This window comes from Myxococcus sp. AB025B, from assembly GCF_006518215.1.
GTDB lineage: Bacteria > Myxococcota > Myxococcia > Myxococcales > Myxococcaceae > Myxococcus > Myxococcus fulvus.
On sequence record NZ_SRLW01000134.1, the window covers coordinates 1 to 26,490 of the forward strand.

Genomic DNA, 26,490 nt, shown 5'->3' on the forward strand with positions numbered 1-26,490 from the left:
GGCGCGGGGTGTACCTGGTGTTCGGCGCCGTCATGGCGTACTCGGCGCTGGTGATGCTGCGCCGGCTGAAGTCGGGCGCCGTGCCCACCGAGGTGCCCGAGGACGCGCTCGCGGACCGGCTGGGGCTGCACGGCAGCTACTTCGACGAGTCGCTGGGGCGCGAGGTGGGCTACCGCGTCACCCGGCCCGTGGCGGGGCTGGGGCTGATGTACGTGGCGGGCACGGTGAGCGGCATGCTGGGCATCGGCTCGGGCGCGCTGAAGGTGCCGGCCATGGACCTGACGATGCGGCTGCCGCTGAAGGTGTCCACCGCGACGAGCAACTTCATGATTGGCGTCACGGCGGCGGCCAGCGCGGGCGTGTACTTCGCGCGAGGCCACATCGACCCGTTCATCGCGGGGCCCGTGTGCGTGGGCGTCACGTTGGGCGCGTGGCTGGGCTCGCGGCACCTGATGGCCCGGGTGAACGCCGCGTGGCTGCGCGCGCTCTTCGTGGGCGTGTTGCTGTGGGTGGCCTTCGAGATGCTGCGCAAGGGGTGGACGTCATGAGCGAGCCTTCGTCGAACGAGCCCCGCGTGGAGGTCCGCGGGGTGGTGGTGCCTCCCGCGGGGGACGCCCCGCTGAGCGCGGAGCTGCTCATCAGCGACCTGCTGCGCTACGGCGTGCTCGCCAGCCTGGCGCTGGTGACGCTGGGCACGGTGGTGACGTTCTTTCGCCACCCCGACTACCTGGTGTCGTCGGAGGCGCTGGAGCGGCTCACCGCGCCGCACCCGGTGCCGCATGGGCTGGCGGACGTGGTGGCCGGCGCCCTGGCCGCGCGCGGGCAGTCCTTCGTGATGGCGGGCCTGCTGGTGATGATGGCCGTGCCGGTGATGCGTGTGGCGCTGTCGCTGCTCATCTTCCGGCAGCAGAGGGACCGGCTCTACGTGGCCATCACCACGTGCGTGCTGACGCTGCTGCTGGTGTCCTTCCTGGTGGGCGCGGCGGAGGGCTGACGTCAGCCTTGCGTGTCGTAGCGCTTGAGCGAGCGGCCCGGCGCGGCCCACCACTCGAGCTGGTAGCCTCCGTCGTCGGCCAGGGCGCGCAGCGCCACCGCGGTGCCCTTGCGCAGCTTGTCGGGGGCGCGGGTGTCGTCGCCCAGCGCGAGCGCGAGCGCCTTCTCCAGCGAGGGGTTGTGGCCCACCAGCGCGAAGCCCGGGCCCAGCGCGTGGGCGAGCTTCAGGATGCGGCGCGCCGCGCCCTTCTTCGGCAGGAGCGCGGGGTGGACGTCCACCTGGGCCAGCCCCAGGGCCTCCGCGAGCAGCTCCGCCGTCTGGACGGCGCGCACCAGGGGGCTGGTGAGGATGCCGCGCAGCGGCGTGAGGCGGGCGAGCTTGCGCGCGTGCTGGCGGAACAGCGCGCGGCCTTCGGGGGTGAGCGCGCGGGCCTCGTCGCCCAGCACGTGGGCCTCCTCGGCTTCGGCGTGGCGGACGAGCAGCAGGGGCAGTTCGCGTGGGGACATGGTGGCCTGCCCTCAACCACCCGGCGCGCTTGGACTCAAGCAACGCCCTGGCGACAAAGCTCAGCCGTCCAGGTCGTTCAACACATCCAGCGGCAGCGGCGCCGCGTCCGTGACGGTGCCATCCATGTCCGTGGGCAGGGAGGTGGGGTCCACCTGCGGGGGCGCCCGGCCCTCCAGCGGCACCGCCGCGTTGCGGACGGGCGCGCCCGGCGGGGGCCGCAGCACGGGGCCCGGAGGCGGCAGGCCGGAGTGGCGGCGCGCGGCCTCCATCAGCGCGTGGTGGTGGCGGTAGCGTGCCTCCACCAGCTTGTGGATGAGCAGCGGCCCGCCCGGCACGCGCCGCGCGGTGAGCGCCTGGGTGGCCTTGCGCACCGGGTAGCGCACGCGGCGGATCTGCACGCGCCAGCCCTTGGGCGTGTACGTGAAGACGCCGTAGGCGGGGCGCAGGTCGCCGTCACGGGGGATGCCCGCGCTGGCCACGTCCGCGATGAGCATGCGGCCCACGCGGCGGCGGTAGGGGAAGTGCAGGTGGCCGAAGGCGCACGCGGCCGCGTCCAGGTGGGCGAAGTAGCGGCGCACCGCCACGTCATCCAGCGTGGGGTCCAGCGACTCCTCGAGGTTGCGCGGGTTGGCGTGGCACACGAAGAGGTCCTGCCCCTTGCGCGGCGTGTAGCGCACGGAGAAGGGCAGGGCGCCCAGCTTGCGCAGGTGCTCCTCGCCCAACTGCTCCCGCGTCCAGCGCAACAGCTCCGTCTTCCAGTGGTCCCGCTCCCGGTACGCACCTCCCAGGTAGTTCCCGGCGAGGTAGCAGTCCGTGTTCCCCATCAGCACGGAGTCGCAGCGGTCGAAGATGAGGTCCACCGTCTCGCGAGGGTGCGCGCCGCGCAGCGCCAGGTCTCCGGCCGCGACGATGAAGTCGGGCGCCACCGAGCGCTCGATGTCCTCCAGCACGGCCTCGCAGGCGGGGAGGTTGCCGTGAATGTCCGCGAGGATGGCGACCCGCATGGTCGCGCCATCCTATCCCGTCGCAGACCGCGCGGGGGCCGCCTGGGGCAGAAAAATGGTGAAGGTGCTGCCCTCGTTCGGTTGGCTCTCGACCTTGACCTCGCCGTCCATGGCCTGGAGCAGGTGTTTCACGATGGAGAGCCCCAGCCCGGTGCCGCCCATGTCCCGGCTGCGACCCTTGTCCACCCGGTAGAAGCGCTCGAAGATTCGCGACAGGTGGCGCGGCTCGATGCCCACCCCCGTGTCCCGCACCCGCACCACGCACCGACCGTCCTCGCACGCTCCGTCCACGTCCACCCGCCCGCCCGCCGGCGTGTACTTCACCGCGTTGTCGAGGAGGTTGAGCAGCACCTGCTCCACCGCGCGCGGGTCTCCCACCGCCCGCAGGCCCGCCGGGACGTGGAGTGAAACCACGTGGCCCTTGCCCTCGGCCTTCAGGCGCACCGTGTCGGCGGCCCGGGCGGCGGCCTCGGCGAGCGAGACTTCCCCGAGTTTCAGGTTCACCTCGCGCGACTCCAGCCGTGACAGCTCCAGCAGGTCCTCCACCAGCTCGGAGAGGCGCTCGGACTGACGGTGGATGATTTCCACCATGCGTGGGGCCATCTTCGCGTCCCCGAGCGCGCCGCCCTGGAGCGTCTCGGCGTAGCCGCGGATGGCGGTGATGGGCGTGCGCAGCTCGTGGGACACGTTGGCGACGAAGTCCTTGCGCACCTTCTCCAGCCGGCGCAGCTCGGTGACGTCGTGGAAGACGGCGGCGCTGCCCGGCAGGTCCTTGCCCAGGGGCGTCACCCGGATGGACAGCGTGCGGGGGAACAGCCCCTCGAGCGACAGCTCCAGGTGCCGGGAGGCGCCCTCGCGGCAGGCGCGCATGACGGCGTCATGGAGCTGGTCATCGCGCAGGATGGCCAGGGGGCGCTGGCCGACGAGGGAGGCGCCGGGCTGGAGGATGCCGCGCAAGGCGTCGTTGTGGCGCACCACCGTGCCCTCGGCGTCCGTCACCCAGACGCCCTCGGCCATGCTGTCCAGCACGGCGGTGAGCGTGCGCGTCTCCTGGCTCAGCTCGGTGTTGCGCGCGGACAGGCGCGCGTGCAGCGAGTCGATGGCGCCCTCCAGGCTCGCCACCTCCTCCAGCCGGTCCGGGTCCGGCGTGGGCCCGTTGCCGCCCTCGGCGCGGCCGCGCGTGCTGCGCTCCAGCCGGTCCAGCTGGCGCTGCAGCGCGCCTCGGCTGAGCCCCAGCGCCATGAGCGAGCCGGCCAGGGTGATGAGCGCCACCGGCACCGCGCCGCTCGGCGTCCCGAGCGAGGCCACGAGCAGGCCCACCACCGTGGCGGGCAGGAGCAGGGGGAGCAGCGTGTAGCGCAGGGGCATGGCGCGTGGGGGCTCGTCGGCTACGGAGGGCTGAGCTTGTAGCCCACGCCGCGCACCGTCTCGATGATGTCACCGGCGGGGCCGAGCTTCTCGCGCAGCCGCTTGATGTGCGTGTCCACGGTGCGGGTGTGGATTTCGGCCTGGATGCCCCAGACGTCGGACAGGAGCACCTCGCGCGTCTGCACGCGGTCGCTTCGCTCCAAGAGCGTGCGCAGCAGGCGGAACTCCAGCGCGGTGAGGATGACCTCCTCGTTCTTCACGCGCACCTGGTGGCGGGAGGTGTCCAGGAGGATGTCGCCCGCGGCGAGCACCTGCGCGGGCCCCTCGTCGGCGTCGCCCCGGCGCAGCACCGCCTTGACGCGCAGGAGCAGCTCGCGCACGGAGAAGGGCTTCACCACGTAGTCGTCCGCGCCCAGCTCCAGGCCCTGCACGCGGTCGGACTCCTGGCCCTTGGCGCTGACGATGATGACGGACGTCTTGCGCAGCTCCGGGGCCTGCTTGAGCATCCGCAGCACCTCGCCGCCCGCGATGTCCGGCAGCATCAGGTCCAAGAGCAGCAGGTCCGGCGGGTTGGCGCGCGCGCGGGCCAGGCCCCCGGCGCCCGTGTTGGCGGACTCGGTCTCGAAGCCGGCGGCCCGCAGGTTGTATTCGACGAGGCCGGCGAGGTCCTGCTCGTCCTCGATGATCAGGATTCGCGTCATGGCGTCCTCTTAAGACGGTGGGCGGCGCTGTGCCCGGAGCGTGGGCGCACGGCTGCTCAGGGGGCGATGCTCGGGTCGCAGGACTGCTCGGTCAGCACCAGCGGCGCGGCGAGCACCGGCGCGTTGTTCCCGGAGTTGACCACCTGCAGGTAGTTGCAGGAGCTGCCCAGGAAGCGCGAGGGCGAGCCCACGGCGATGGCCTCGATGACGAGCGCGTAGTCGCGCCCCACCGGCACGTCCACCTCGAGCGCCTGGCTGCCGCCGTTCTCCAGGGCGGCCATGTCCACGGTGAAGCGCAGCGCGCGGCCCTCGTTGCCGCGCGAGTCCTCCAGCATCACGAGGTCCTCGCGCTTCACCTGCGTGTTGAGGCAGGTGCGCTGCAGCTCCGTGCAGCTTCGGCCCGAGCCGTTCTTGAGCACGCTCACCTGGAGCGCGTGGACCTCGTTGGCCACCGCGCGCGACATCGTCACGTCCAGCGGGAAGCGGCCGGCGTGGGAGGAGGGGGCATCACCGCACGCGAGGAGCAGGGCGGCGAGCGGCAGGACGTTCAGGAGGCGCAGGCTCATGGCTGGGAGGGGTCCACGCGGATGGTGATGGGGACGCGGCCGCGATCTTCGGACGAGGTGAGGGCGACGACGCCCGCGGTGCCGCCGATGGCCACCGCGCCCACGGCCACCCAGAGCCAGGGGCTCTTGTACCAGGGGCGGCCCTCGGAGGCCTCGGCGGCCGTGGCCGTGGCCTTCTCGGGGGCGACCTGGAAGAGCAGCGGCTGGAACGAGTCACCGCGGCCGGCCAGCCGGCGCTGCGCCGCGTCCACCACCTCGAAGTAGTACTCGACCTCGTAGGGCTCGGGCTCCAGGGGCACGTCGTAGGCGGGGACGACGGCGCGGAAGCGCTCCTTCTCGCCGCGGTCCTTCACGAAGTCGACGGAGTTGTACGCCTGGCCTCCGGCGCGTCGGTAGAACAGCCGCGCGCGGGCGCCGAGCGCCAGCTCCTGGATGGTGGCCTCCACGACGATGGGCTCTCCGCCGCGCGGGTCCGGAATCGGGTCCACGTCCAGGGTGACGGGGCGCACGCGCCGGCTGCGGATGTCCTCCTTGATGCGCGCGTAGAGCGAGCGCAGCTTGGGCGGCGCCGTGCGGGGCAGCTCGTAGTCGGGCCGGGCCTGGAGCAGCTTCTCGTAGGCCTCGCGCGCCTGGTGCTCGTCGCCCAGGTAGAGCGCCGTGAGGCCGAGCAGGCGGTAGAGCTCCACCAGCTGGTCGTCCGTCACATCCGGCGCGTCCAGTCCTTCCTGGAGCGTGCGTCGGGCCTCCTCGAACTCACCGTCGTCGATCTGCTCGCGCGCGCGGTCGATTTGAGGGCTGGTGGGGCCGAGCTGTGAGAGGACGGGCGCGGGGAAGAGCGGACGGGCCAACCCGGGGGGCGCCAGGAGGCCCACGACGAGAAAGAGCGCCCCCACCCGCGACGGCGAATCATGCCTGTGCATCAAACCGACCCTAGCAAAGCGTTGTCTGGAGGATCCACGAAGGCCACTCCACCGGTGGTGACGGCGGCGTGACATCTTCGCGGTGCTGTGGAACCCGGGCGTGTTGACGCTGGAGGGTCCGCCTTCTATGTTGCCCGCCCCATTTTGACCGGGAAGTCGCGTAAATGCTCGTAAAGGTTGAACAAATTCATGAGTCCGGGCTGAAGCTGGACGAGCCCATCGCGCAGGAGCTGCTGAGCGCCGCGCTGGACGGCGAGTCGTCTGGCCAGGAGACCGGCTTCCGAGCGACGCGGGCCTCCCAGCTCAAGGCGTCGCTGCGCAAGGTGAGCGGCGGCGTGCTGCTGGAGGGGAAGTTCACCGCCCAGCTGACGGCCCCCTGCAAGCGCTGCCTGAAGGACGTGGAGCTGGCCCTGCCCGTGTCCTTCACCCTGAACCTGGTGCCCGAGTCGCTGGCCCGCGGCGACGACTTCAAGGACGACGACGAGAAGTCCATGGAGAAGAAGGAGCGGCAGCAGGGCGAGACGGGCGGCTCGTTCGAGCTGGACGACGCCGACCAGGAGCTCTTCGACGGGAAGACCATCCACCTGGACCCCATCCTCCGCGAGCAGCTGCTGCTGGCGCTGCCGATGAACCTCGTCTGCAAGGAGGACTGCAAGGGCCTGTGCTCGCAGTGCGGCACCAACCTCAACGAGGCGACGTGCCAGTGCGACACCCGGCCGGTGGACCCGCGGCTGGCGAAGCTCAAGGACATCAAGCTCAACAACTGAAGTCTGGGCGGGTGCTCACGGCCCCGCGCGGTTGGCGGGGTCGTGAAAAGAGCAAGGGCCGCGACCTCCGGAAGCAGGAGGCGCGGCCCTTCGCACTGAAGCGACGCTCCCGGGAAGGAGAGCGTCAGTGAGGCAGACTCAGGCCTCGGCCTGGGGCAGCAGCTCGCGGCCCTTGTACTGGCCACAGGACGTGCAGGCGCGGTGAGGCATCACCGGCTCCTTGCAGTTCGGGCACTTGGTCACCTGCACCGCGGTGCGCAGGTTGTTGTTCGCCGCACGACGGCGGTCACGACGCATCTTGGAAGTACGCTTCTTGGGGACGCCCACGGCTCACCTCTGTCTCACGCGCTGTGCCGGGGTCCCCGGCTCCCTGCGCAACATGTCGGTCCAACGCCGGGCTGGAAGCGGTCGCGATCAACTCGCGTACTCCCCGTCCGGCATGAAAGGCGGCGGACCCTAGCGGCTCACAAGGTCCGAGTCAATGAGCGTGTCATGCTATAGCAAGACAGGGCCCATCTCCCGCTCCGCCACTGCGAAAGCGCCCCACCGATACCCCATGGGGCGCGTCCCGACAACGTCGGTGGCGTTCGTCCCATTCATCGCTCCTGCGCGGATCATCCGCGGCCCCATGGACCCGCGGATCCACGCCGCCCACCCGGCCGACCTCACCCCTGGTGCGGGGCCCCGATGCGGAGCGTCTCCCAGGCTGTCGCCCACCTGCTCCCACCCCACGTGGCGGGGCCAGCGATTCGTTGCCCCCCTGGGAGGTTCCTGGTCTCCTGCGCGCCGCCTCGCGCCCGGAAGGCGCGGGCCGGGTGGGACATGACACGCGCACAGACGAGGGGACGGCAGGGATGAGGCTGGTCCTGGACGCGATGGGGGGAGACCATGCCCCGGCCGCTCCGGTGGAGGGTGGCGTGCTCTTCGCCCGCGCCCACCCCGAGCACCAGGTCGTCCTGGTGGGGGACACCGCGCGGGTGACGCCCCACCTGGGCCGGGGGCTGCCGCCGCCGAACCTCCGGGTGCACCACGCCTCGGAGGTGGTGGAGATGGACGACCACGCCTCCACGGCCTTCCGCCGCAAGCGCGACTCGTCGCTGCGCGTGGGCTTCGAGCTGGTGCGCGACGGCCACGCGGACGCGCTCGTCTCCGCGGGCAACTCCGGCGCGGTGATGGCGGGAGGACTGATGACGCTGGGGCGGCTGCCGGGCGTGGAGCGTCCGGCCCTGGCCGCGCTCTTCCCCGCGCTCAAGGGCGGCGGGCGCTGCCTGCTGCTGGACGCCGGCGCCAACGTGGACTGCAAGCCCTCGCACCTGGCCCAGTTCGCCGTGCTGGGCGAGGCCTACGTGCGCCTTCGCATGGGCGTCTCGCGCCCCCGGGTGGCGGTGCTCTCGAATGGAGAAGAGGCCTCCAAGGGGACGCCCCTCACGCGCGAGGCGAGCGAGCTCTTGCGCCAGTCGGACCTGGACTTCGCCGGCTACGTCGAGGGCAAGGACCTGTTCTCCGGCGACGTGCAGGTGGTGGTGACGGACGGCTTCACCGGGAATGTCGTCCTCAAGACATCCGAGGGCGTGGGCATGGGCGTCATCGGCCTGTTGCGGCAGGCCATCGAGAAGCGGGGCGGCCTGTCGGAGAAGCTGGGCGCGATGCTGCTCCAGCCCGCCCTGGCGGGCCTGCGCAAGATGGTGGACTACGCCGAGGTCGGCGGGGCTCCGCTCCTGGGCCTGCACGGGGTGGGCATCGTGGCCCATGGCCGCTCGTCCCCACGCGCCATCCACAACGCGCTGGGGGCCGCGCTGGCCACCGCCCAGGCCGGACTGCAGGAGGAGTTGACGCGTTGCATCGCCCGTGCCGCGTCCTGGCTGCCTGCCCACCCGAGGGGAAAAAAGGGGACAGAGCAATCGGTTTCCGATTAGAGAGCGGACGCCTGGGCATTGGGCTGCGACGAGTCTCCTCGAGGTGACGTCAGGACCGGCTGGAGACAGGACGCGCCCCACGACCCGTGACGTCGGGTGAGTGCTTCCCGGCGGCGGGCCGTGGACCGGGGGATGTCGGCGCGAAGGCGCCCGATGTCACAGGACGGATTTGGACGTATCAGGAGGCAGAGACCGCACATGGCGAAGGTCGCATTCGTGTTTCCCGGGCAGGGCAGCCAGGCCGTCGGGATGGGCAAGGACCTCTTCGAGAAGTTCCCCGAGGCCCGCGCCGTCTTCGAGGCCGCGGACGACGCGCTCGGAGAGTCGCTCTCCAAGCTCTGCTTCGAGGGACCAGAAGACGCGCTGAAGCTCACGGCCAACACCCAGCCGGCCATCCTGACGGTGTCGGTGGCGGCGCACGCGGTGTTCGCGAAGCGTGGTCCCCAGGCGGCCTTCGTGGCCGGCCACTCGCTGGGCGAGTACTCCGCGCTGGTGGCCGCGGGCGCCATGTCGCTGGGCGACGCGGCCCGGGCCGTGCGCGCGCGCGGCAGCTTCATGCAGGAGGCGGTGCCCGCGGGCGTGGGCGCCATGGCGGCGGTGCTGGGGCTGGAGCCGGCCAAGGTGAAGGCGGCGTGTGACGCGGCGGCGGAAGGCCAGGTGGTGTCGCCGGCCAACTACAACTCGCCCGAGCAGACGGTGATTGCCGGCGACGCGGCGGCGGTGGAGCGCGCGGGCGTCAAGTGCAAGGAGGCCGGCGCCAAGCGGGTGATGCCGCTGCCCGTCTCCGCGCCCTTCCACTGCGCGCTGATGGAGCCGGTGAAGCCCCGGCTGGCGGCGGTGCTGGGCGGCGTGAAGCTGTCGGCGCCGGCGGTGCCGGTGGTGACGAACGTGGAGGCGCGGCCCAACCAGGACGTGTCCCGCGTGGTGCCGCTCCTGCTCGAGCAGGTGAGCGCGCCGGTGCGGTGGATTGAATGCGTGGAGGCGCTCAAGGCCGAGGGCGTCACGCGCGTGGTGGAGCTGGGGCCGGGCAAGGTGCTGTGCGGGCTGGTCAAGCGCATCACCAAGGACATCGAAACCTTCAACGTCGAGGACGCCGCGAGCCTGGAGAAGGTGCTCGCGGCGCTGGGGTGAGCGCATGAGCTTCAAGGACAAGGTGGTGCTGGTGACGGGTGGCTCGCGCGGCATCGGCCGGGCGTGCGCGGTGGCGTTCGCCAAGGCGGGCGCCTCCACGGTCATCATCAGCTACGCGGGCAACGAGGCCGCGGCCCAGGAGACGGTGGGGATGCTCACCGCCGCCGGCGCCAAGGCGGAGTCCGTGCGCTTCGATGTGTCTGACACCGCCGCGTGCGCCGCCGCCATCGAGGGCATCGTCAAGAACCACGGCCGGCTGGACGTGCTCGTCAACAACGCGGGCATGGCCGTGGACGGCCTGGTCATGCGGGTGAAGGACGACGACTGGGACAAGCAGCTCGACGCCAACCTGCGCGGCCCCTTCGCCCTCATCCGGGCCGCCAGCCGGCCCATGATGAAGCAGCGCTCGGGCGCCATCGTCAACGTCACCTCCGTCGTGGGCGACATGGGCAACCCCGGCCAGTCGGCCTATTCGGCGGCCAAGGCGGGCCTCGTGGGCCTGACGAAGACGGTGGCCAAGGAGCTTTCCAGCCGGGGCATCCGGGTCAATGCCGTTTCGCCCGGCTTCATCAGCACGGACATGACGGCCCACCTGAACGACGAGCTGCGCCAGAAGATGGTGGAGGGCATCCCGCTGGGGAGGCTGGGCAGCCCGGAGGAGGTGGCCCAGGCCGTCCTCTTCCTCTCAGGTGACGCTTCCTCCTACATCACCGGCGAGGTCCTCAAGGTCAACGGCGGCATGTACATGTAACCCAAGGTTGGATTGCCAGCGGGCGTGGGATATACCGCGCCGGCTTTCGACAGGGCTCGGGAAGCCTTCCGGGCCTACATCTGGTTCCTGGAGGGTTCAGCATTATGTCGACGTCCGCTATTGAGGCCAAGGTCAAGAACATCATCGCCGACCAGCTCGGCGTGGGAGAGGACGAGATCAAGCCCGAGTCGTCCTTCATCGAGGACCTTGGCGCCGACAGCCTCGACATCGTCGAGCTCGTGATGGCGATGGAAGAGGAGTTCGAGGTCGAGATTCCCGACGAGGAGGCCGAGAACATCAAGACCGTTGGCGACGCCATCAAGTACGTCACCGACCACAAGAAGTAGACAGCACACAGCGTGCCGGGGGGCGGGGTGACGCCGCGTTGAAGCGCGGCGTCCCCGGCGTCTCAGGCGCCACCGGAGAGGACCGTGTCACACCGTCGAGTCGTCATCACCGGTACCGGGCTCATCTCGGCACTGGGCACAGGAACCGAGAAGAACTGGCAGGCGCTGCTTGCTGGCACTTCAGGCATTTCCCTCGTCACCCGCTTCGACCCCAAGAAGATCGACACGCGAATCGCCGGCGAGGTCCGGGACTTCGAGCCGGAGAAGTTCATCGACAAGCGCGAAGTGCGCCGCATGGACCTCTACGCGCAGTACGCCATGGCCGCCGCGGCGATGGCGGTGGAGGAGTCTGGGCTGCCGGTGGGCCCGGACGCGCCGCACGGCTATGTGCCGGAGCGCGTGGGCGTCATCGTGGGCTCGGGCATCGGCGGCATCTCCTCCCTGGAGGAGCAGCACCGCAAGGGCCTGGAGAAGGGGTTCGACCGGCTGTCGCCCTTCTTCATCATCCAGATGATCGTCAACATGGCGCCTGGGCTCATCTCCATGCGCTACAACTGCAAGGGGCCCAACTGGGCTCCGGTGTCCGCCTGCGCCACCAGCGCCCACGCCATCGGCGAGGCCTGGAAGTCCATCAAGCTGGGCGAGACGGACGCGGCCATCGCCGGCGGCGCCGAGGCGGCCATCACCCCGCTGGGGCTGGGTGGCTTCTCGGTGATGAAGGCGCTGTCCACGCGCAATGACGACCCGGCGGCGGCCAGCCGTCCGTTCGACAAGGACCGGGACGGGTTCGTCATGGGCGAGGGCGCGGGCATGCTGGTGCTCGAGGAGATGGAGGCCGCCAAGAAGCGCGGCGCGAAGATCCTCGCGGAGCTGGTGGGCTACGGCGCCAACTCGGACGCGTACCACGTGACGCAGCCGGCGCCGGAAGGCGAGGGCGCGGCGCGCTGCATGCGGCTGGCGCTCCAGTCGGCGGGGATGAACCCGGAGGACGTGGGCTACATCAACGCGCACGGCACCTCCACGCCCTTCAACGACGCGAACGAGACCAAGGCCATCAAGGCGGTGTTCGGCGACCACGCCCGCAAGGTGGCGGTGTCGTCCACCAAGTCCATGACGGGCCACATGCTCGGCGCGGCGGGTGGCTACGAGGGCGTGGTGAGCGCGCTGGCCTTGTCGCGCAACATCCTGCCTCCCACCATCAACCAGACGACGCCCGACCCCGAGTGCGACCTGGACTACGTGCCCAACCAGGCGCGCGAGCTCCGGGTGGACGCGGTGATGAGCAACTCGTTCGGCTTCGGCGGCACCAACGCGGTGCTGCTGTTCAAGCGCTTCCAGTAACGGGAAGCGAGGAGACCCCGCGTGAAAGTCATTCTCGCTTCGGACCACGCGGGCCTGGAGCTCCGCCAGGAGTTGGTGGCGGCGCTCCAGGAGCGGAAGGTGGCCCACGAGGACGTGGGGCCCTTCGCCCGGGACTCGGTGGACTACCCGGACTTCGCCGCGCGCGTGGCGAAGGCGGTGACGTCCGGCGAGGCCACGCTGGGCGTGCTGGTGTGTGGCACCGGCATCGGCATGAGCATCGTCGCCAACAAGCACAGGGGCGTGCGAGCGGCCCTGTGCACCACGGAGTTCGAGGCCCGGATGGCGCGGGCCCACAATGACGCCAACGTGCTGTGCCTGGGCCAGCGCGTGGTGGGGGCCGGCGTGGGCCGGGCCATCCTGGAGGCGTTCCTCGGCACGGCGTTCGAGGGCGGTCGCCACGAGCGCCGCGTGCAGAAGATTCGCGAGGCCGAGTCCCAGGGCTAGCGGCCTTCGCAGTACCCGTCGTCGTGAGGAGATCAGCCATGGAGAACACCCGCACTCTGGCCGAGGTGGACCCCGAGATTGCCCAGGCCGTGCGTCATGAGACCGAGCGCCAGGAGCAAGGCCTGGAGCTGATCGCCTCGGAGAACTTCGTCAGCCCCGCGGTGATGGAGGCGGTGGGCTCGGTGCTCACCAACAAGTACGCGGAGGGCTACCCCGGCAAGCGCTACTACGGCGGCTGCGAGGTGGTGGACGTGGTGGAGAACCTCGCCATCGACCGCGCCAGGCAGCTGTTCGGCGCGGACTTCGTCAACGTGCAGGCGCACTCGGGCAGCCAGGCGAACATGGGCGCGTACATGGCGCTGATGAAGCCCGGTGACACCCTGCTGTCCCTGGACCTGAACTCCGGCGGCCACCTCACCCACGGCGCCACGTTCAACTTCTCCGGCAAGCTCTACAAGGTCGTCCACTACGGCCTGACGCGCGACACGGAGACCATCGACTTCGCCCAGGTGCGGCAGCTGGCCCTGGAGCACAAGCCGAAGGTCATCGTCGTGGGCGCCAGCGCCTACCCGCGCACGCTCGACTTCGCGAAGTTCCGGGAGATCGCCGACGAGGCGGGCGCCTCCATGATGGTGGACATGGCGCACATCGCGGGCCTGGTCGCCGCGGGCGTGCACCCCTCGCCGGTGCCCTTCGCGGACATCGTCACCACCACCACGCACAAGACGCTGCGCGGCCCGCGCGGCGGCCTGGTGATGGGCAAGGAGCCGTACGCGAAGTCCATCAACAGCCAGATCTTCCCCGGCATCCAGGGTGGCCCGCTGATGCACGTCATCGCCGGCAAGGCCGTGGCCCTGCGCGAGGCGCTGACGCCGGAGTACAAGGCGTACCAGAAGCAGATCGTCGCCAACGCGAGCGCTCTGGCGGAGGCGCTGCTGTCCGCGGGCCTGCGGCTGACGTCCGGCGGCACCGACAACCACCTGATGCTGGTGGACCTGCGGCCCAAGAAGCTGACGGGCAAGGTGGCCGAGGCGGTGCTCGACAAGGCGGGCATCACCGTGAACAAGAACATGATTCCGTTCGACCCGGAGAAGCCGATGGTGACCTCCGGCGTCCGGGTGGGCACGCCCGCCATCACCACGCGCGGCATGCGCGAGGCCCAGATGGCCACGGTGGGCAAGCTCATCGGCGCCGCGCTGGACGCGGCCCAGGACGACGCCGCGCTCGCGCGCATCCGCGGGCAGGTGAAGGAGCTGGCCCAGAGCTTCCCGCTGTACGCCTCGCGTCTGAAGTAGCTCGCCGCTCGTTCGCCGACAGGAGCTTCCCTCCCGCCTCCATGCGTTGCCCGTTCTGCCAGGATGCCGAAAACAAGGTCATCGACTCGAGAGAGTCACATGAGGGCTCCGTCATCCGGCGGCGCCGCGAGTGTCTGGCCTGCAAGCGCCGCTTCACGACGTACGAGCGGGTGGAGGAGCTCTACCCGCTCATCGTGAAGAAGGACGGCCGGAGGGAGGCGTTCGACCGCGAGAAGATCGTCAGCGGCCTGAAGAAGGCCTGCGAGAAGCGCCCCGTCTCCGCCGACAAGCTGGAGGAGACGGTGGTGGCCATCGAGCGGCTCTTGCAGGGCACGGGCGAGAAGGAGATCAACTCGTCCGTCATCGGCGAGGAGGTCATGCGCCGGCTGCAGGAGATGGACGAGGTGGCCTACGTGCGCTTCGCCTCCGTGTACCGCAGCTTCCGCGACATCTCCGAGTTCATGCACGAGCTGAAGGACCTGCTCGAGGACCAGCAGCGAGAGCGCAAGGCGAAGCCGCCGCTCCTCCCGGGCCAGGGAAGTTGAAGGAGAACGGATGAGGCTGCTCACGCGGGCAAAGCTCGAAGCCACGAGGGCGCCCCGGGCGAAGCGGGCGGCGGACTTCGACCGCGCGGTGGCCGAGTTCTTCATGCGCATCGCCCTGGAGGAGGCCGCCAAGGGCCTGGGCCGCACCAGCCCCAACCCGGTGGTGGGCGCGGTGCTGGTGAAGGGCGGCCGCATCATCGCCCGCGGCTATCACAAGAAGGCGGGCACGGCGCACGCGGAGGTGGTGGCGCTGGAGGCCGCCGGCGCCAAGGCGCGGGGCGCGGACCTCTACTCCACGCTGGAGCCGTGCGACCACTACGGCCGCACGCCGCCGTGCAGCCTGGCCATCATCGAGGCGGGCGTGCGCCGCGTCTTCTGCGGCTCGGCGGACCCCAACCCCAAGGTGAGCGGCAAGGGTGTGGCGCGCATGCGCCGCGCGGGCGTGAAGGTCGTCACCGGCGTGCTCCAGGCGGAGGCCGACAAGCTCAACCGGCCCTTCTTCAAGCTCATCCGCACGGGCATGCCCTGGGTGACGCTCAAGGCCGCGGCCACGCTGGATGGCAAGCTGGCCACGGCCACGGGGGACTCGCGCTGGGTGACGGGCGAGAAGGCGCGCGAGTGGGTCCACCGGCTGCGCGACTCCGTGGACGTCATCCTGGTGGGCGCCAACACCGTGCGCCACGACGACCCCAAGCTCACCACGCGGCTGCCCGGCGGCGGAGGCAAGGACGCGCTGCGCGTGGTGGTGGACAGCCGGCTGCGCCTGTCGCCGCGCTACACCGTCTTCAACCAGAAGAGCTCCGCGCGCACCATCATCGCCACGCTGGAGGACCCGGAGGGCCGCAAGGCCCGGCGCTTCCTCGCCCAGGGCGTGGAGGTGTGGCAGGTGCGCCCCAAGGCGGACCGGGTGGACCTGAAGGCGCTCCTGCGCCGGCTCGCCCGCTCCGGCCACAACCACGTGCTCGTGGAGGGCGGCGCGGAGATGTACGGCTCCTTCCTGCGCGAGAAGCTGGCGGACGAGCTGGCGCTGTTCCTGGCGCCCAAGCTGCTCGGCCGCGAGGGCATGTCGTGGGCTGGGGACCTGGGCGTGAAGGAGATGGCCCAGGCGCTCGCGGTGAAGGACCTCACCTTCGAGCAGCACGGCCCGGACATCCTGCTCCAGGCGCTGCTCTAGACACCTCGCGTCCATCAGCGGGGCGCATGGTGTCGGTGAATGACGGACACATCGGCGCGCCGGACGAGGGCGACCCGCGGGGCCGTTCGTTATAAGCCTGGGCATCATGTTCACCGGGCTCATTCAGGACATCGGCAGGGTGGAGCGCGTCATCCCAGGTGGGATGACGGACTTGTGGATTCGCACGGCGCTGGGGGCCTCGGGCTTCGCGCTGGGCGAGTCGATCGCCGTGGACGGCGCGTGCCTCACGGTGGTGGAGCTCTCCGGGGACACCTTCCGGGTGCAGGTGGCGCCCGAGTCCCTCCGGCGCACCACGCTGGACGGGGTGCGGCCCGGGGACCGGGTCAACCTGGAGCGGGCGCTGGCGCTGGGGGACCGGCTGGGCGGGCACCTGGTCTCCGGGCACGTGGACCAGGTCAGCTCGGTGCTGGAGACCTACCCGGAAGGCGGCTCGTGGGTGATGGTGTTCGGCCTGCCCGAGTCCCTGGCGCCGTACTTCATCGAGAAGGGCTCGGTGGCCATCGACGGCATCAGTCTGACGGTCAACAGCGTGGGGGCGGACCGCTTCGGGGTGCAGCTGATTCCGGAGACGCAGGAGCGCACCACCCTGCGGGCCAAGGCGGTGGGGGCCCGGGTCAACCTGGAGGCGGACCCGATTGGCAAGTACGTGGCCCGGCTGTTCTCGCTCCAGCGCGGGCAGGTGGGTGCTTCCCCGGGAGGGGTGACGGAGGCGGCCGTCCGGGCGGCGGGCTTCGGCACGCCGTAGCAGGCGACGGCGGGGGCGCGGGTGGTGTAGGAAGCCCCGCATGCCTCGCTACATCGAAGGTGACTTCCTCCCCCCCAAGGGCCGCTTCGCCATCTGCGTTGCCCGCTTCAATGGCTTCATCACCGAGGAGCTGGCCAAGGGCGCCGTGGACACGCTGGTGCGCCACGGCGTGGCCGACGCGGACGTGGACGTGTACCGCTGCCCCGGCACGTACGAGCTGCCCGGGCTGGTGCGCCGCGTGACGGAGTCGCGTCAGTACGTGGGCGTCATCGCCCTGGGCGCCGTCATCCGCGGCGGCACGCCCCACTTCGACTACGTAGCCGGCGAGTGCGCCAAGGGCATCGGCGCGGTGGCCTTCAACGCGGCGGCGGCCAACCCCGCGACGTCCGTGACGTTCGGCGTGCTCACCACCGACACGGTGGAGCAGGCCATCGACCGGGCGGGCGTGAAGGCGGGCAACAAGGGCGCCGAGGCCACGCTGGCCTGCATCGAGATGGTGAACCTGTACGCGCGCATCCCCGCGCTCGACGCGAGGAAGGGGTAGTCCATGGGCGCGCGCAGAACGGGACGTGAGCGGGCGTTGCAGGCGCTCTACCAGCTGGAGATGGCGCCGGGGACGTCGGTGTACGAGGCGCTGGAGTCGGCGTGGACGGCCTCCGCCGAGGCCGAGGAGCAGAAGCGGGATCCGGACGCGGTGAAGTTCGCCCGCGAGCTGGTGGACGGCGTGCAGGGCCACCGCGCGGAGATCGACCGGCTCATCGAGTCGCACAGCCACAACTGGCGGCTGGACCGCATGTCCCGCATCGACCGCAACGTGCTGCGCGTGGGCATCTTCGAGCTGAAGTACCGTCCGGACATCCCCCGCAAGGTCACCATCAACGAGGCGGTGGAGCTGGGGAAGAACTTCGGGACGGAGGAGTCCAGCGCGTTCGTCAACGGCCTGTTGGACCGGGTGGCGGTGGCGCTCAAGAAGGACTGAAGTCCCCAAGCCGAGGAGCATCCGCGGTGAGCCAGACGACGACGCACGACATCGGGATGGAGGGGCTGGACTCGCTGACCGGCGTGGACGCCCTGTGCCTGTTCGTGGCCGAGGATGATCGCCCGTTGCCGGCCACCGCGGGCTACGTGGACTGGCGCCTGTGCGGTGCGTTGTCGCGGGTGCTCAAGGGCGGCTTCTTCTCCGGCGTGAAGGACGACTGGCTGCTGTTGCCCGCGGACGGGAAGCTGGAGGTGCCGCGCATCTTCGTCGTGGGCCTGGGGGCCCGGAAGGCGCTGGACGCCGAAGGGCTCCACGAGGCGCTGGCCGGGGCGGGCAAGGTGCTCAGCCGGGCCAAGGTGGCGTCGGTGGCGCTGGAAATCCCCGGCGGCGGTTCGCTGGATGACGCGGCGCGGGCGGAGGCCTTCCAGAAGGGCTTCCTGCCCGCGTTCAAGGGTGGACGGGTGGCCCTCCTGACGGACAAGGGGCTCGTCCGGCTCCTACCAGGCAGGAAGGGCTGAAGCTCGGCGACCGGGCAGGCCTTCTGTTAGCATCGGGGGACCGTCCGGGGCGTGCACGCATGCGTGTCAAGGTGTTGATTGTCGAGGACTCCAAGGCGTCGCGCGAATACATCGCGTCGACGGTGGAGGCGGTGGAGGGCATCGAGGCCGTCGTCACCTCCAGCGGCTTCGAGGCGCTGAAGCTGCTGCCGCGGCACCGCTTCGACCTCATCATCACCGACATCAACATGCCCGACATCAACGGGCTGGAGCTCATCAACTTCGTCAAGAAGAACCCCAACTACCGCGACGTGCCGCTCTTCATCATCACCACGGAGGGGCGGGAGCAGGACCGCGAGCGGGGCATGGCGTTGGGGGCGGCGGAGTACCTGGTCAAACCGTTCCAGCCCGGCAGCCTCGAGGGGCTCTTGCGCCGGTACCTGAAGCTGCCGTGAGTCCCCCGAGCAAGGCCCTGGCCGAGTTCGTGGCCGAGGCGACCGAGATTCTCGAGGCGCTCGGCAAGGACCTGCTGGTGCTGGACGAGCGGCGCGGCCAGGAGGCGGACCCGGAGCGGGTCAACGGCATCTTCCGCGCGGCGCACTCGCTCAAGGGGCTGGCGGGGCTGTTCGGTCAGGAGCGCATCTCCCGGCTGGCGCATGGGACGGAGGACCTGCTCGACCGGCTGCGGCTGGGCAAGCTGCTGTTGGACGACGCGGTGCTCGACACGCTGATTGAAGCGCTGGATGCGTTCCAGTCGCTGCTGGCGGAGACGGCGCGGGGTTCGGAGACGGACGCGCTGAGCCGGCGCGTGGAGGGCATGGCGGAGCGGTTGATCCGCCTGGGCGAGGCGCCCGTCGCGCGGGACGAGGACCCGCTGGAGCGGCTGGAGCTGGAAGCGCAGGTGCGCTCGGTCTTCACCGAGTACGAGGAGCACCGGCTCCGGGAGAACGTGCGGCGGGGCGTGGCGCTGTGGCGCGTGCGCGCGGCGTTCGACCTGTCGGACTTCGACAAGGGGCTGGCGGACCTGAACACGCGGCTCAAGCCGCTGGGCGAGGTCATCAGCACGCTGCCGTCCGCGCGGCCGGGTGGGGCGCACGGCATCGCGTTCGACCTCATCTTCGGCACGCAGGTGTCGGTGACGGAGCTGGAGTCCGGGTTGAGTGGGACGCCCGCGGAGCTGGCGCCCCTCAACGTGAGGCCCTTGGGCGTGCCCGCGACGGCCCACTCGGCGGAGGTGCTGGCCCGGGTGGTCGAGCCGCCCGCCATCGTCGTGGAGCCGCCGGGCACGCGCCCCGAGAGTCCCGGGGTGGCGACGCCCGCGCCGAAGCGCGGTGGGAAGAAGCGCGGCGCGAAGGGGGCGGCGGAAGGGCGACAGCCGTCGCTGCCGCTCACGGAGCAAGGGCCTGGGGTGGCGCGGGGCGACGCCGGGCGTGAGAGCGCGGGGATGGGGCAGGGCGCTGGTGGTGCCTCGTCCACGTCCCTGACGGGCGCATCTCCGATGGGGCAGGGCGCTGGGGGCGCGAGTGCCTCGCCACAGATGCCGGGCATGCACTCGATGGGGCAGGGCGCCAGCGGCGCGAATCCCTCGGCACAAGTGCCGGGCATGGGCGCTCCCTCCTCTCCCCTGTCGGGCACGTATCCGATGGGCGCGGGTGCGGAGGGCGTCGCTTCCGCCGCGCACCTGTCGGGGACCTTCACGGGCGCGAATCCGTCCGTGGACCCGGGACTCGCGGCTGGGGCGCGCGGCCCCGGGGCACCCTCCGCGGCATGGAGCGCGACCGTCGCGAGCTCGGGCGTCTTCCCCTCGGGCCTGCGTTCCCCGTCGACGGGCCCGGGCGGCGGACCATCGCCCCAGGGCGGTTCGGGCACCACCGGGCCGTCGCTCGTGACGTACCTCCAGGGCCCCGGAGGCCGCGCTCCCGTGCGCGCGGTATCGACCTCCGCCGAAGCCCCGGCCTCGGCACCGCCGACAACCGTGGCCGCCGCCGCGCCGGAGCCGTCGCTGCGCTCGTTGACGCAGACGGTGCGCGTCGACATCGGCAAGCTGGATGGCCTCATCAACATGGTGGGCGAGCTCCTGCTCATCAAGGCCAACCTCCAGCGGCTCGCCGAGTCCGCGCGGCAGGATGGCGTGGTGCCCCTGTCGAAGCTGTTCGGTCAGGAGCTGGCGCGCGAGACGCGGGGCCTGGAGCGCAAGCTGGAGGCGCTCCAGGAGGGCCTGCTCGAGGCGCGCATGGTCCCCGTGGGCCAGGTCTTCGACAAGCTGGCCCGCCTCGTGCGTCGCATCACCCGTGAGGCAGGCAAGGAGATCGACTTCGTCATCAGCGGCGGCGAGGTGGAGCTCGACAAGCTCATCGTCGAGGAGCTGAGCGACCCGCTCATGCACCTCATCCGCAACGCCATCGACCACGGCGTGGAGTCGCCCGACGCGCGACTGGCCGCGGGCAAGTCCCGCCGCGCGGTGGTGGCGCTGCGCGCGGTGCAGAAGGGCAACCACGTCGTCATCGAGGTGAGCGACGACGGCGCGGGCATCGACGAGCTGCGCGTGCGCGAGGTGGCGCTGACCCGCGGCCTCATCACCTTCGCGCAGGCCGAGGAGATGGGCCGCCGCGAGCTGCTCAACCTCATCTTCCTGCCGGGCTTCTCCACCGCGCGCAGCGTGTCCGAGCTGTCCGGCCGGGGCGTGGGCCTGGACGTGGTGAAGAACAACCTGGGCAACCTCTCCGGCATCATCGACGTGTGGAGCGAGCGCGGGAAGGGCACCGCCTTCCACCTGACGCTGCCCGTCACGCTGGCCATCATCCGCGCGCTGGTCGTGGGCGTGAGCGCGCGCACGTACGCGGTTCCCCTCAACAGCGTGCTCGAAATCCTCTCCGTGCAGCCCCGCGAGATTCGCACCGTGGAGCGGCGCGAGGTGCTGGACCTGCGCGGACAGACGCTCCCCTTCGTGCGCCTGTCGCGCCTGTTCGGTCTGCCCGAGCGGCCGGTGAGCCGCTACTTCGTGGTGGTGGTGGGCCTGGCGCAGGAGCGGCTGGGCATCGCCGTGGACGAGCTGCACGGGCAGCAGGACATCGTCACCAAGCCCCTGGGCGGCCGGCTGCAATCGGTCCGGGGCATCTCCGGCGCCACGGACCTGGGAAACCGGACTCCCGTGCTGGTGCTGGATGTCGGCGCGCTGCTGGAAGACGGGCTGGCCCTGGAGCGAAGGCGGGCCTGACGTCAGGCGCGGCCGGCTGCTATCCTCGCGAGCCGTGTCCCGGTTCGCCGAACTGCTCGACGACTTCTTCTTCCGTCCGGACGAGGACGTCAGCGGGCTGCAGGACTTCGCCGCCGGCAGCGACGGTGTGGCCTCCGTCACGCCCGAGGAGGTCCCCGAGGAGTACCTCGCCTTCCGCCTGGAGGGAGAGTGCTACGCGGTGCCCATCCGCGCGGTGCGTGAGATCGCCAAGGTGCCGCCGCTGACGGAGATTCCCAGGGCCGAGCCCCACCTGCTGGGCGTGCTGAACCTGCGCGGTGAGCTGCTGCCCGCGTACGACATCAAGGTGCGCCTGGGCCTCGCGGAACGCACGCCGCTGGTCGCCGGCCCCGACGCGCCCATGCCGCCGCGAGACGCACGCATCCTCGTGCTGCGCACGCAGACGGGGCCCGCGGGTGTGTGGGTGGACGGCGTCAGCGGCGTGGTGAAGCTCAAGCCCTCCATGTTGGAGCCGCCACCGCCGAGCCTCCGAATCGGAGACCGTGACTGCGTGGTGGCCATCGGTCGACGCGGACCCTCGCTGTTCATCCTCCTGGACCCCGAACAGGCGCTGGCGTCATGAAGGACTCCGTCAACCTGCTGGCGCATCATCCTTCCGGGGTGCCCGAGGCGCCCGCGGGACACCCGGACTCGCCGGTGCAGCTGTGCGCCTTCTTCGTCGGCGACGACGAATACGCGCTCGACATCCAGCGCGTGGAGGAGGTGCTGCCGCTCCAGCGCGTGACACCCATCCCCCACGCGCCCTCGTTCGTCGAAGGCGTGCTGCACCTGCGCGGCGTCATCCTGCCGGTGGTGGACCTGCGCGGGCGGTTGCAGGGGCAGCCCTCGGTGGAGTCGCGCAAGGCGCGGCTGTTGGTCTGCAGGCTGGGCCCGCGGCGGGTGGCGGTGAAGGTGGAGCGTGTGGCGGAGGTGCTGCGCGCGCGTCGGGGTGATATCAAGCCCGCGCCCGCGTTGACGGTGGCGGGGCGCTCGCCCTTCGTCGTGGGGGTGTGTGGTCCACCGGACCGGTTGCGACTGTTGCTGGACTTGAAGGCGCTGTTGCGCGCGGAGCTGGAGCGCGAGGCGGTTCGTCCGGCGCGATGACACGTGAAGGGAAGGGCCATGCCTCGCAGTGACCTGGACAACCACCGCCGCATCCTCGGCATCAGCTTCCTGGTGGTGAACGGCTTGACGGTGCTGGTGGGCGTCGGCGCGATGCTCTTCTTCACGGTCATGGGGCTGGGCATCATCAGCGACTCCGCTTCGGCCAAGGACCGCGCCGACTTCTGGTGGTTCGGCGGCGGCGTGAGCGTCTGTGTCCTGGTGTACTGCCTGCCGGGGCTCTTCACGGGCATCGGCTTGTTGAAGCGGCGCGCGTGGTCGCGGGTGCTGGCGCTGGTGCTGGGAATCCTGAACCTGGCGAACTTCCCGCTGGGCACGTGCCTGGGCATCTACGCCCTCTGGTTCTACGCGCAGGAAGGGTCCGACCGGGTCTTCGAATGAGCCACCTGCCCGTCTTCCCCGCGGAGGAGGAGCGCTACCGCGCGCTCCAGGAGCTGGACCCGCGAGCAGAGGGCATCCTCGACGTGCTCGTCACCGGCCTGCACGACGAGAGCTGGCGCGTGCGGCACGCGGCGGCGACGGGCCTGCAGCGGCTGACGCCCCCCGAGCAGGTGGCCTCCCGGCTCGTCGCCGTGCTGGGCGAGCGCGGCGAGACGGGCGCGCGCAACGCCGCGGCGGAGGCCCTCTCCGGCCTGGGCCCCGCCGCGCTCGCGCCGCTGGTGAAGCTCTTGGGCCACGTGGACCCGGACCAGCGCAAGTTCGCCGCGGACATCCTCGGGCAACTGGGGCTCGGTGCCGCGGAGCTGCCGCTCGTCCAGGCGCTGGAGGACCCGGACCTGAACGTGCGCGTGGCGGTGTCGGAAGCGCTGGGGCGCGTGGGCGGGGAGCACGCGGCGCGCGCGCTGTCGCGGCTGCTCGGTGACGCGGAGCCGCTGCTGCGCCTGTCCTCGCTGGAGGGCCTGGCGCTCCTGCGTCGCCCTCCGCCCCTGCCCGTGGTGGTGGCGCTGCTGGACGACGCGAAGCTGCGGCGCAGCGCCTTCCGCGTGCTGGGGCTCATCCCCCAGGTGGCCGCCACGGAGCGGCTGTGTCAGGGCCTGTCGTCGGACGCGCGCTCGATTCGCGAGGCCGCCCTGGCGGCGCTGGGCACGCAGGCCTCGCTGGTGGAGGCGTCGCGTCGCTGTGAGCTGGAGGCCGTCATCGTCGCGGCGCTCCGGCGCCTGCCGGACGCGGTGTCGCGGCTGGAGCAGGCGCTGGAGGCGGAGGACGTGGCGGTGCGCTCGGGCGCGCTGCTCGCGGTGGCGGCGCTGGGTGAGGCCTCGCTCGCCGTGCGGGTGGCGGAGGTCGCCCGCGAGGACCGGCTGCTGCGGGATGTGCTGGGCACGCTGGGGCGGCTGGGCTCCGAAGGTGGCCGGCTCCTGCTCGCGGCGATGGCGGACCTGTCCGCGCCGGCGAGGACCGCGGCGGCCGAGGCGCTGGTGGACCTGGTGGACCCCGGCTCCGTCACGCCGCTGTGCGCGCTGTTGGAGTGGGCGGAGGATGATTTGCGCGGGGTGGTGGTGCGGGCGCTGGGGCGGACCCGCTCACCGGAGGCGGCCAGCCCGCTGGTGGACCTGCTGCGGGACCCGGTGACGGCGGGCGCGGCGACGCGGGCCCTGGGCGCGCTCGCGGGGAGCTGCCGGGCGGCGGTGCTGTCGGCGCTGGAGGAGGCGGTGGCGCGTCGGGCCACCCCCGTGGCGGTGACGGCGCTGGGCCGCGTGGGAGGCGCGCCCGCGCTGCCGTCGCTGCGTGCGCTCGCGCGCGATGTCGACCCGCGCTGGCGAGCCGCGGCGGTGGAGGTGGCCGGAGAGGTGGATGGCGGCGTCGGTCGGGAGCTGGCGCGCGCGGCGCTCGCTGACGAGGCCTCTCCCGTGCGGGCGGCGGGAGCTCGCGCCATGGGGCGGTTGGGAGGCGCGGAGGCTGGGGCGCTCTTGCGCTCCGCGCTCCAGGACGAGGACGCCTCCGTGAGGCGGGCCGCGGTGGAGGCGGTGGGGGAGAGCGGCGCGGTGGACCGCGCGCCGGAGCTGGAGCGACTGGTGCGTCATCCGGACGGCGCGCTGGCGGTGGCCGCGGTGCGGGCGCTGTCGAGGCTGGGCCGGGTGGAGGCGAAGGTGCTGCGGGAGGCGTCGGGGCATTCCGACGAGGAGGTGGTGAAGGCGGTGTTGTCCGCGGGGGCCGTGTCGCGGGAGGGCGTGACTCTGGCGGTATCCTTGCTGGAGCATCCCCACTGGGATGTGCGCGCGGCGGCGGCGCGAGTGCTGGGAGACTCGGGAGGGCCGGAGTGTCTGGAGCCGGCCCGTCGGGTGCTGGAGACGGAGCCGGACGCGCTGGCTCGACAGGCACTGGCGGACGCGGTGGAGCGCTTGTCACGGCGCTGAGCGGGGGGACTCGGGGTGGCTCGCTTCGACGACAGTCGGCCGGAGATGACCGCGGAGGAGTTCCGGCTCCTGCGCGACCACGTGTACTCGCACTGCGGCATCCTCGTGCACGAGGACATGAAGTTCGTGATGGAGCGGCGGCTGTGGCCGCGCCTGGAGACGCTGGGCGTCCCGGACTTCAGCGCCTACCACCGCTACCTGCGCTACGACGCCAACCGGCACGCGGAGCTGGAGGCCGCCGTCGAGTCGCTCACCACGCACGAGACGTACTTCTTCCGCGAGCCCTCGCAGCTCAAGGCCTTCCGGGAGGAGCTGCTGCCCGTGCTCGAGAAGCGCAACGCGCGCACGAAGCGGCTGCGCCTGTGGTCCGCGGGGTGCTCCTCCGGCGAGGAGGCGTACACGCTGGCGATGCTCCTCAAGGACGAGCCCCGCTTCGAGGGCTGGGACGTGGAGGTGTACGGCTCCGACATCTCCCGGCGCGTGCTGACGATGGCGCGGCGCGCGGAGTACGGCCCGTCCGCGCTGCGCGCCACGTCCGCGGACCTGCTGGAGCGCTTCTTCGTCCCCGCGGGCAACACCAAGGTGCGCGTGCGCGACGATGTCCGCGCCATGGTGTCCTTCGGCCACCACAACCTGCTGGACGAGGCCGGCAGCCAGCTGGTGATGAAGATGGACGCGGTGTTCTGCCGCAACGTGATGATCTACTTCGACCAGTCCGCGCGCAGGAAGGTGCTGCGAATCCTGCGCGACAGGCTGGTGCCCGGAGGGTACCTGCTCCTGGGGCACTCGGAGAACCTGCTCAACCTGGGCGCGGACTTCGAGCTGGTGCACCTGCGCGGAGACCTGGTGTACCGCAGGCCCGAGCTGCCGGGGCTCGCGGGCGGTGAGGTCCGATGAGCGAGCGGGGCACGGTCTCGGTGCTCGTCATCGACGACTCCGCGCACAACCGGCACACGCTCACCACGCTGCTGGAGTCCGCGCCGGACGTGCGCGTGCTGGACCGCGCGGCCGACGGCGAGGAGGGCCTCAAGAAGGTCCTGGAGCTCAAGCCGGACGTGGTGACGTTGGACCTGGAGATGCCGAAGCTGGGCGGCTACACGTTCCTGCGGCTGCTCATGCGCACGGCGCCCACGCCCGTCATCGTCATCTCCAGCTACGCGCACCGCTCGGATGTCTTCAAGGCGCTGGAGCTGGGCGCCTTCGACTTCATCGCCAAGCCCGCGCGCGGCACGCCCGAGGAGCTGGAGGGGCTGCGCGTGGAGCTGCTCGACAAGGTGCGCGCGGCCCTGCACGTGCGGCCGGGCCAGCGCCACGTGTCGCCCGGGGCGAGAGCGCTGGCGGTGGCGGGCGAGCTGCCCCTGGTGGTGGCCATCGGCGCGTCCACGGGAGGACCGCCCGCGGTGCAGCGTGTGCTGGAGGGGCTGGCCGCGGAGCCGACGCCGTGCGTGCTGGTGAGCCAGCACATGCCCGCGCAGTTCACCCGGGCCTTCGCGGACCGGCTGGACAGGATTGGCCCCTTCTCCGTGACGGAGGCGAGCGAGGGGGACGTGGTGCAGCCCGGGCACGTGTACATCGCGCCCGGAGGCCGGCACCTGGTCGTGGTGGACCGGGGGACGCGGCTGGAGCTGCACACGCCCCCGCCGACGCCCGTGGACAAGTACGCGCCGAGCGTGGACCGGCTCTTCACCAGCGTGGCGCAGGTGCTGGGCCCGCGCGCGCTCGCGGTGGTGCTGACGGGCATGGGG

General features: G+C 71.4%; 31 protein-coding genes. 24 read left to right on the forward strand and 7 right to left on the reverse strand.

From position 1 onward, the window contains the following. Together FL311_RS22395 and FL311_RS22400 are read left to right on the forward strand one after the other, a co-directional pair. The coding region (locus tag FL311_RS22395) for a sulfite exporter TauE/SafE family protein (RefSeq protein WP_141327722.1) at positions 1-548 on the forward strand (548 nt) is incomplete at its 5' end. Then, the gene (locus FL311_RS22400) at positions 545-994 is read left to right on the forward strand and encodes a DUF1634 domain-containing protein (protein WP_194869319.1); all 450 of its coding nucleotides are present in this window, start codon (positions 545-547) and stop codon (positions 992-994) included. The genes FL311_RS22395 and FL311_RS22400, both read left to right, overlap by 4 nt. A 2-nt stretch (positions 995-996) precedes the next feature. Here the strand turns inward: FL311_RS22400 and FL311_RS22405 are convergent, their stop codons facing one another. The 6 genes from FL311_RS22405 to FL311_RS22430 are packed head-to-tail and all read right to left on the reverse strand — an operon-like array spanning position 997 to position 6,060. Continuing rightward, on the reverse strand, positions 997-1,500 hold the full coding sequence (locus FL311_RS22405) for a histidine phosphatase family protein (RefSeq protein ID WP_141327726.1): 504 nt from the start codon (positions 1,498-1,500) through the stop codon (positions 997-999). 60 nt (positions 1,501-1,560) lie between these two features. Further along, complete coding sequence (locus tag FL311_RS22410; protein WP_141327728.1) at positions 1,561-2,505, reverse strand: metallophosphoesterase; 945 nt, start codon at positions 2,503-2,505, stop codon at positions 1,561-1,563. 12 nt (positions 2,506-2,517) lie between these two features. After that, positions 2,518-3,873, reverse strand: a complete 1,356-nt coding sequence (locus tag FL311_RS22415; protein ID WP_141327730.1) for a cell wall metabolism sensor histidine kinase WalK — start codon at positions 3,871-3,873, stop codon at positions 2,518-2,520. A 20-nt stretch (positions 3,874-3,893) separates the two neighbouring features. Next, positions 3,894-4,574, reverse strand: a complete 681-nt coding sequence (locus tag FL311_RS22420; RefSeq protein ID WP_141327732.1) for a response regulator — start codon at positions 4,572-4,574, stop codon at positions 3,894-3,896. Between the two features lie 56 nt (positions 4,575-4,630). Continuing rightward, the gene (locus FL311_RS22425; RefSeq protein WP_141327734.1) at positions 4,631-5,140 is read right to left on the reverse strand and encodes a hypothetical protein; all 510 of its coding nucleotides are present in this window, start codon (positions 5,138-5,140) and stop codon (positions 4,631-4,633) included. Beyond that, a complete protein-coding gene (locus tag FL311_RS22430) occupies positions 5,137-6,060 on the reverse strand; it encodes a lipopolysaccharide assembly protein LapB (RefSeq protein WP_141327736.1) in 924 nt (307 codons plus the stop codon). Before FL311_RS22430 ends, FL311_RS22425 begins: the two co-directional genes overlap by 4 nt. 164 nt (positions 6,061-6,224) lie before the next feature. Between FL311_RS22430 and FL311_RS22435 the strand changes: the two genes are divergently transcribed. Continuing rightward, entirely contained in the window at positions 6,225-6,827 is a 603-nt protein-coding gene (locus tag FL311_RS22435; RefSeq protein WP_141327738.1) for a DUF177 domain-containing protein, read from the forward strand. 138 nt (positions 6,828-6,965) lie between these two features. On the opposite strand, the gene rpmF is transcribed toward FL311_RS22435, so the two are convergent. Further along, positions 6,966-7,154 (reverse strand): 50S ribosomal protein L32, encoded by a 189-nt coding sequence (gene rpmF, locus FL311_RS22440; protein WP_046714857.1) that lies wholly within the window; start codon positions 7,152-7,154, stop codon positions 6,966-6,968. 527 nt (positions 7,155-7,681) lie between these two features. On the opposite strand from rpmF, the gene plsX reads away from it, so the two are divergent. The 21 genes from plsX to FL311_RS22545 all read left to right on the forward strand — a co-directional run. Further along, positions 7,682-8,743: a phosphate acyltransferase PlsX gene (gene plsX / locus FL311_RS22445; protein WP_141327740.1), complete on the forward strand. Its 1,062-nt coding sequence runs from the start codon at positions 7,682-7,684 to the stop codon at positions 8,741-8,743. Positions 8,744-8,941: 198 nt separating this feature from the next. Next, positions 8,942-9,874 carry an ACP S-malonyltransferase gene (gene fabD / locus FL311_RS22450; RefSeq protein WP_141327742.1) on the forward strand — a complete coding sequence of 311 codons (933 nt, stop codon included), beginning with the start codon at positions 8,942-8,944 and terminating at the stop codon, positions 9,872-9,874. A gap of 4 nt (positions 9,875-9,878) precedes the next feature. Continuing rightward, positions 9,879-10,625 (forward strand): 3-oxoacyl-[acyl-carrier-protein] reductase, encoded by a 747-nt coding sequence (gene fabG / locus FL311_RS22455; RefSeq protein WP_141327744.1) that lies wholly within the window; start codon positions 9,879-9,881, stop codon positions 10,623-10,625. Between the two features lie 104 nt (positions 10,626-10,729). Continuing rightward, a complete protein-coding gene (acpP, locus tag FL311_RS22460) occupies positions 10,730-10,972 on the forward strand; it encodes an acyl carrier protein (protein ID WP_046714853.1) in 243 nt (80 codons plus the stop codon). 84 nt (positions 10,973-11,056) lie between these two features. Beyond that, positions 11,057-12,313: a beta-ketoacyl-ACP synthase II gene (fabF, locus tag FL311_RS22465; protein ID WP_141327746.1), complete on the forward strand. Its 1,257-nt coding sequence runs from the start codon at positions 11,057-11,059 to the stop codon at positions 12,311-12,313. 21 nt (positions 12,314-12,334) lie between these two features. Then, positions 12,335-12,778: a ribose 5-phosphate isomerase B gene (gene rpiB / locus FL311_RS22470; protein ID WP_046714851.1), complete on the forward strand. Its 444-nt coding sequence runs from the start codon at positions 12,335-12,337 to the stop codon at positions 12,776-12,778. 38 nt (positions 12,779-12,816) lie between these two features. Beyond that, positions 12,817-14,073 carry a serine hydroxymethyltransferase gene (gene glyA, locus FL311_RS22475; RefSeq protein WP_141327748.1) on the forward strand — a complete coding sequence of 419 codons (1,257 nt, stop codon included), beginning with the start codon at positions 12,817-12,819 and terminating at the stop codon, positions 14,071-14,073. 41 nt (positions 14,074-14,114) lie between these two features. Next, complete coding sequence (gene nrdR, locus FL311_RS22480; protein WP_141327750.1) at positions 14,115-14,618, forward strand: transcriptional regulator NrdR; 504 nt, start codon at positions 14,115-14,117, stop codon at positions 14,616-14,618. Positions 14,619-14,628: 10 nt separating this feature from the next. Beyond that, positions 14,629-15,792 (forward strand): bifunctional diaminohydroxyphosphoribosylaminopyrimidine deaminase/5-amino-6-(5-phosphoribosylamino)uracil reductase RibD, encoded by a 1,164-nt coding sequence (gene ribD / locus FL311_RS22485; RefSeq protein WP_141327751.1) that lies wholly within the window; start codon positions 14,629-14,631, stop codon positions 15,790-15,792. Positions 15,793-15,898: 106 nt separating this feature from the next. Further along, on the forward strand, positions 15,899-16,558 hold the full coding sequence (locus tag FL311_RS22490) for a riboflavin synthase (protein ID WP_141327754.1): 660 nt from the start codon (positions 15,899-15,901) through the stop codon (positions 16,556-16,558). 40 nt (positions 16,559-16,598) lie between these two features. Continuing rightward, on the forward strand, positions 16,599-17,102 hold the full coding sequence (ribE, locus tag FL311_RS22495; protein WP_046714846.1) for a 6,7-dimethyl-8-ribityllumazine synthase: 504 nt from the start codon (positions 16,599-16,601) through the stop codon (positions 17,100-17,102). A gap of 3 nt (positions 17,103-17,105) precedes the next feature. After that, the gene (nusB, locus tag FL311_RS22500; RefSeq protein WP_141327756.1) at positions 17,106-17,537 is read left to right on the forward strand and encodes a transcription antitermination factor NusB; all 432 of its coding nucleotides are present in this window, start codon (positions 17,106-17,108) and stop codon (positions 17,535-17,537) included. Between the two features lie 26 nt (positions 17,538-17,563). Further along, entirely contained in the window at positions 17,564-18,055 is a 492-nt protein-coding gene (locus FL311_RS22505; RefSeq protein ID WP_141327758.1) for a M17 family peptidase N-terminal domain-containing protein, read from the forward strand. Positions 18,056-18,114: 59 nt separating this feature from the next. Further along, entirely contained in the window at positions 18,115-18,489 is a 375-nt protein-coding gene (locus tag FL311_RS22510) for a response regulator (protein ID WP_046714844.1), read from the forward strand. Continuing rightward, positions 18,486-21,251 carry a chemotaxis protein CheA gene (locus FL311_RS22515; RefSeq protein ID WP_141327760.1) on the forward strand — a complete coding sequence of 922 codons (2,766 nt, stop codon included), beginning with the start codon at positions 18,486-18,488 and terminating at the stop codon, positions 21,249-21,251. The genes FL311_RS22510 and FL311_RS22515 overlap by 4 nt, the downstream gene beginning before the upstream one ends. A 34-nt stretch (positions 21,252-21,285) precedes the next feature. Continuing rightward, positions 21,286-21,852, forward strand: a complete 567-nt coding sequence (locus tag FL311_RS22520) for a chemotaxis protein CheW (protein ID WP_141327762.1) — start codon at positions 21,286-21,288, stop codon at positions 21,850-21,852. Continuing rightward, positions 21,849-22,373, forward strand: a complete 525-nt coding sequence (locus tag FL311_RS22525) for a chemotaxis protein CheW (protein ID WP_141327764.1) — start codon at positions 21,849-21,851, stop codon at positions 22,371-22,373. Before FL311_RS22520 ends, FL311_RS22525 begins: the two co-directional genes overlap by 4 nt. Before the next feature lie 18 nt (positions 22,374-22,391). After that, positions 22,392-22,772, forward strand: a complete 381-nt coding sequence (locus FL311_RS22530) for a hypothetical protein (protein ID WP_141327766.1) — start codon at positions 22,392-22,394, stop codon at positions 22,770-22,772. Beyond that, positions 22,769-24,745, forward strand: a complete 1,977-nt coding sequence (locus tag FL311_RS22535) for a HEAT repeat domain-containing protein (protein WP_141327768.1) — start codon at positions 22,769-22,771, stop codon at positions 24,743-24,745. The genes FL311_RS22530 and FL311_RS22535 overlap by 4 nt, the downstream gene beginning before the upstream one ends. A gap of 15 nt (positions 24,746-24,760) precedes the next feature. Next, the gene (locus tag FL311_RS22540; protein ID WP_228557003.1) at positions 24,761-25,642 is read left to right on the forward strand and encodes a protein-glutamate O-methyltransferase CheR; all 882 of its coding nucleotides are present in this window, start codon (positions 24,761-24,763) and stop codon (positions 25,640-25,642) included. Then, positions 25,639-26,490: chemotaxis protein CheB (locus FL311_RS22545; RefSeq protein ID WP_141327770.1), on the forward strand; the 852-nt coding region annotated here is incomplete at its 3' end. The genes FL311_RS22540 and FL311_RS22545, both read left to right, overlap by 4 nt.

What these genes read in the sequence shown, in the direction of transcription:
- FL311_RS22400 (WP_194869319.1), top strand. Translation starts at nt 545, where the DNA reads ATGAGCGAGCCTTCGTCGAACGAGCCCCGCGTGGAGGTCCGCGGGGTG.
- FL311_RS22405 (WP_141327726.1), bottom strand. Translation starts at nt 1,500, where the DNA reads ATGTCCCCACGCGAACTGCCCCTGCTGCTCGTCCGCCACGCCGAAGCC.
- FL311_RS22410 (WP_141327728.1), bottom strand. Translation starts at nt 2,505, where the DNA reads ATGCGGGTCGCCATCCTCGCGGACATTCACGGCAACCTCCCCGCCTGC.
- FL311_RS22415 (WP_141327730.1), bottom strand. Translation starts at nt 3,873, where the DNA reads ATGCCCCTGCGCTACACGCTGCTCCCCCTGCTCCTGCCCGCCACGGTG.
- FL311_RS22420 (WP_141327732.1), bottom strand. Translation starts at nt 4,574, where the DNA reads ATGACGCGAATCCTGATCATCGAGGACGAGCAGGACCTCGCCGGCCTC.
- FL311_RS22425 (WP_141327734.1), bottom strand. Translation starts at nt 5,140, where the DNA reads ATGAGCCTGCGCCTCCTGAACGTCCTGCCGCTCGCCGCCCTGCTCCTC.
- FL311_RS22430 (WP_141327736.1), bottom strand. Translation starts at nt 6,060, where the DNA reads ATGCACAGGCATGATTCGCCGTCGCGGGTGGGGGCGCTCTTTCTCGTC.
- FL311_RS22435 (WP_141327738.1), top strand. Translation starts at nt 6,225, where the DNA reads ATGCTCGTAAAGGTTGAACAAATTCATGAGTCCGGGCTGAAGCTGGAC.
- plsX (WP_141327740.1), top strand. Translation starts at nt 7,682, where the DNA reads ATGAGGCTGGTCCTGGACGCGATGGGGGGAGACCATGCCCCGGCCGCT.
- fabD (WP_141327742.1), top strand. Translation starts at nt 8,942, where the DNA reads ATGGCGAAGGTCGCATTCGTGTTTCCCGGGCAGGGCAGCCAGGCCGTC.
- fabG (WP_141327744.1), top strand. Translation starts at nt 9,879, where the DNA reads ATGAGCTTCAAGGACAAGGTGGTGCTGGTGACGGGTGGCTCGCGCGGC.
- acpP (WP_046714853.1), top strand. Translation starts at nt 10,730, where the DNA reads ATGTCGACGTCCGCTATTGAGGCCAAGGTCAAGAACATCATCGCCGAC.
- glyA (WP_141327748.1), top strand. Translation starts at nt 12,817, where the DNA reads ATGGAGAACACCCGCACTCTGGCCGAGGTGGACCCCGAGATTGCCCAG.
- nrdR (WP_141327750.1), top strand. Translation starts at nt 14,115, where the DNA reads ATGCGTTGCCCGTTCTGCCAGGATGCCGAAAACAAGGTCATCGACTCG.
- ribD (WP_141327751.1), top strand. Translation starts at nt 14,629, where the DNA reads ATGAGGCTGCTCACGCGGGCAAAGCTCGAAGCCACGAGGGCGCCCCGG.
- FL311_RS22490 (WP_141327754.1), top strand. Translation starts at nt 15,899, where the DNA reads ATGTTCACCGGGCTCATTCAGGACATCGGCAGGGTGGAGCGCGTCATC.
- ribE (WP_046714846.1), top strand. Translation starts at nt 16,599, where the DNA reads ATGCCTCGCTACATCGAAGGTGACTTCCTCCCCCCCAAGGGCCGCTTC.
- nusB (WP_141327756.1), top strand. Translation starts at nt 17,106, where the DNA reads ATGGGCGCGCGCAGAACGGGACGTGAGCGGGCGTTGCAGGCGCTCTAC.
- FL311_RS22510 (WP_046714844.1), top strand. Translation starts at nt 18,115, where the DNA reads ATGCGTGTCAAGGTGTTGATTGTCGAGGACTCCAAGGCGTCGCGCGAA.
- FL311_RS22525 (WP_141327764.1), top strand. Translation starts at nt 21,849, where the DNA reads ATGAAGGACTCCGTCAACCTGCTGGCGCATCATCCTTCCGGGGTGCCC.
- FL311_RS22530 (WP_141327766.1), top strand. Translation starts at nt 22,392, where the DNA reads ATGCCTCGCAGTGACCTGGACAACCACCGCCGCATCCTCGGCATCAGC.
- FL311_RS22535 (WP_141327768.1), top strand. Translation starts at nt 22,769, where the DNA reads ATGAGCCACCTGCCCGTCTTCCCCGCGGAGGAGGAGCGCTACCGCGCG.